The organism is Brachyspira catarrhinii (genome assembly GCF_005518285.1).
GTDB classification, from domain to species: domain Bacteria; phylum Spirochaetota; class Brachyspiria; order Brachyspirales; family Brachyspiraceae; genus Brachyspira; species Brachyspira catarrhinii.
Map to the genome: position 1 here is coordinate 1 of NZ_SJDU01000325.1, position 2,626 is coordinate 2,626.

Here is a 2,626-nt window from a genome sequence, read left to right on the forward strand (position 1 = left end):
ATGTTTTGTTATCTTTCTAAAATTATCGACTTATAAATTCATAACTTTAATTAAACAAAAAAATATAAATAAAGTCAAAAAATAAAAATTATTGAATATTATAAGACTTTTTCCTCTTTACATCTATTTGTCTTTGAAACTCTTTCAAGTTTTTGACTTGAATGGTATTGTTTTTTATATTTATTTTTCCCGCCATAGGTTTTAAAACTTTCTGAACTTCCATCGGCTTTATCGCACACCAATTTGCAATATCGTTTACCGTTGCGTTTAATTCCTGCGGTTCGTTATAAGCGTCTCTCGGAATATTTTGAATTTCGGCAAGTAAAAGCAAACAGTCGTATATTCTTAAATTCGGTTCGTTTAATTGAAGTATTAAGAGTCTTCTTTTTGAATCGAATATTCTTTTTGCAAACATTTTTGAAAGTTTAAGCGCCATTTCTATATTATTTGCAAGAACGGATTGAAAATTTTCTTTTTTTAATTCGAGCAAAACTGTAGGTTCGTTCGCAATCGCGGACGCGCTTCTTGTCGTGTCTTCCAAAATTGCCATCTCTCCGAAAAAATCTCCCGCATGAACTATATCGAGCAGTTTTTCCACATCTTTAATCACTTTCGTTATTTTTACCGAGCCACTTTGAACCATATAAAATTTATCGCCCTTTTCAAATTCCAAAAATATGATGTCGTCTTTTTCGTATTTCTTTGTATGCGAAGATATATTATTATCCATTTTTTATTCCTTGTTAAAATTTAAAATTATAGAATTAATTTATTTAAGCGGAGGAGCTATGTCGCTGTCGTCCGTTATATTCAATTTTTCTTTGCAGGCTTTTATTTTATTTTCAACCGTATGATAAAAAGAAGAATTTTCATCCGCTATTTGATAATATCTTTTATAAGCGTATAAAGCGTTTTTGAATTTTTGATTCTTAAAATAAAATTCGCCGATATTATATAATCCTTCCAGCTGATTCGGTCCCTCTTCGTCTTCCTCTTTTTCCACAAGATTTCTAACATTTTTATTTAATCTTCTTAATTGATTTGAAAATACTCGAAGCATTTTTATTATTATGGATTTATTTTTTGAAACCAAATTTTCAAATTCTTCGTAAGTAATGATTATAATAACGCAGTCGCTTAAACATTGAACCGTGTCTTCCTGCGGATAAACTCCAAGCAGACTTTTTACTCCGAAAAATTCTCCCACATTTATCGGCTCTCTCGTTTCGTATCCCGTTTCTTCGGATAAAAATATACTTTGAGCTTGTCCTTCTTTTAATATATAAATTCTATCGGAAGGGTCGCCCGCAAAATATACCACAGAACCCGATTTATATACTTTTGTTTGCATATATTCAATTCCTTAACAATTTTTATTAAACCGTTTCAAATATTTAATTAATTGTATCATTTATAATACTTTTTTCAAGTTTTAATGTCAATATATTGTCATATGTAGCATAATTATGATAAACGCTTGATTTTTTTGGTTAAATTAAATATAATTAAACATTAAAAAATAATTAATTAAAAATTGGGGGATTTATATATGTCCGACAATATTTCAAAATTTCAAAAAAACGCCGAATTAATATTTACTTACATTTATAATAACAGAATGATAATTATATCCGCAGTCGTTCTGATTATAGTCATAGTCGCGGGAATTTTAATTTATAATATGAATATCGAAAATCAAGATAAATCGGTTAATTCCGAATTTGAATCCGCGTTCGCTTTATATAGTCAAATGCCAGAGGAGAGATTGAACGACCCGAATGTCGTAATCGAAATAACCACAAGATTTCAAAAAGTTTATAGAGAGGCGAAAGGAAAAACTTTGAAATTAAGGGCCGCTTATTCTTTGGGTTCGATTTATTACGATATAGGAAATTTTAGCGAATCGTCAAAATATTTTAAGGAAGTCGCGGACAGCAGAGGTTTTTATTTGCAAGAAAGCGCGATTTATAATTTGGCAAACTCCCAAATCGAATTAACGAATTATACGGAAGCGGTTAATACTTTGGAAAATTTTATCAGAGCTTATCCGAATAGTTATTTGAATCCGCAAGCAACTTTGACTTTGTCGGATGTTTACAGAAAACAAAACGATAAAACAAAGTCGATAAATGTTTTAAGAAATTGGATGAATAATAATACTAATAATCAATATTTAAATATTTTTTCGGAAACGATAAGCCTTATAGAAAATAATGTTTATTAATATTTTAAGTTTAATTTTGTTTAAGGAAATAAAATTTTGAATAAAGACGCTCCTCTAATAGTTCAAGGAGACGGCACAATTCTTTTAGATGTCGGCGCAAAAGATTTTGAGGAGATAAGAAATTTTATGCTCGTTTTTGCGGAACTCCTTAAAAGCCCCGAATATATACATACTTACAGAATAACTTTAGTGTCATTATGGAATGCTGCAAGTTTGGATTATAACGCCGAAACTATTATAAATTTTCTAAAAAAATACGCTTCCTACGAAATACCGAAAAATATAATCAAACAAATAGAAACAAGCATAGAAAAATACGGAAAAGTGAAAATAATAAAAGAAAATGAAAAATATTATTTGATAAGCGAAGATGAAGATATTATTGACGAAATAGCTCATTAT

Annotated in this window: 4 protein-coding genes; 2 read left to right on the forward strand and 2 right to left on the reverse strand. The window is 29.3% G+C overall.

Translation table 11 applies throughout. The features are described from left to right. Positions 1-88: 88 nt before the first annotated feature. Positions 89-730, reverse strand: a complete 642-nt coding sequence (locus tag EZH24_RS10020) for a Crp/Fnr family transcriptional regulator (RefSeq protein WP_137999002.1) — start codon at positions 728-730, stop codon at positions 89-91. Positions 731-769: 39 nt separating this feature from the next. Next, positions 770-1,351 (reverse strand): Crp/Fnr family transcriptional regulator, encoded by a 582-nt coding sequence (locus EZH24_RS10025; protein ID WP_137999003.1) that lies wholly within the window; start codon positions 1,349-1,351, stop codon positions 770-772. Between the two features lie 198 nt (positions 1,352-1,549). On the opposite strand from EZH24_RS10025, the gene EZH24_RS10030 reads away from it, so the two are divergent. Together EZH24_RS10030 and EZH24_RS10035 are read left to right on the forward strand one after the other, a co-directional pair. Next, positions 1,550-2,224 carry a tetratricopeptide repeat protein gene (locus EZH24_RS10030; RefSeq protein WP_137999004.1) on the forward strand — a complete coding sequence of 225 codons (675 nt, stop codon included), beginning with the start codon at positions 1,550-1,552 and terminating at the stop codon, positions 2,222-2,224. Between the two features lie 36 nt (positions 2,225-2,260). Further along, positions 2,261-2,626: helicase-associated domain-containing protein (locus EZH24_RS10035; RefSeq protein ID WP_161976139.1), on the forward strand; the 366-nt coding region annotated here is incomplete at its 3' end.

What these genes read in the sequence shown, in the direction of transcription:
- EZH24_RS10020 (WP_137999002.1), bottom strand. Translation starts at nt 730, where the DNA reads ATGGATAATAATATATCTTCGCATACAAAGAAATACGAAAAAGACGAC.
- EZH24_RS10025 (WP_137999003.1), bottom strand. Translation starts at nt 1,351, where the DNA reads ATGCAAACAAAAGTATATAAATCGGGTTCTGTGGTATATTTTGCGGGC.
- EZH24_RS10030 (WP_137999004.1), top strand. Translation starts at nt 1,550, where the DNA reads ATGTCCGACAATATTTCAAAATTTCAAAAAAACGCCGAATTAATATTT.